Raw genomic sequence first — 267 nt, forward strand, 5'->3', positions numbered from 1 at the left:
GAAATGTCGGGCTGTTCAGTCGGTTTAAAATAACTGCCGCAATTGCTACTTGACCAATATAAGGCTCGCCGCGGGCTTCTCCGTAAACGGCATTGGCTAAAAGATTTAAGTCATTTTGTGAAAAGCCTCCAGGCATATTCACCGCCATCGGCTGTACCGATTTCCCTGTTTGTTGTTTATTTTGGGCTGCTTGCTGTTTAGGAGCAGCCTGCTTTTGCCCTTGTCCAGCCTGACCAGCTTGTTGTTTTTTTGGCGGTACATTTTTTG

At 46.4% G+C, this 267-nt stretch carries 1 pseudogene; it reads right to left on the reverse strand.

Annotated features, from left to right (window positions below):
- Nucleotides 1-267, reverse strand: a pseudogene (locus tag ABS784_RS17140) (spore cortex-lytic enzyme); the annotation flags it as partial.

Origin of the sequence: Geobacillus sp. G4 (genome assembly GCF_040327975.1) — a bacterium.
Lineage (GTDB): Bacteria > Bacillota > Bacilli > Bacillales > Anoxybacillaceae > Geobacillus > Geobacillus thermoleovorans.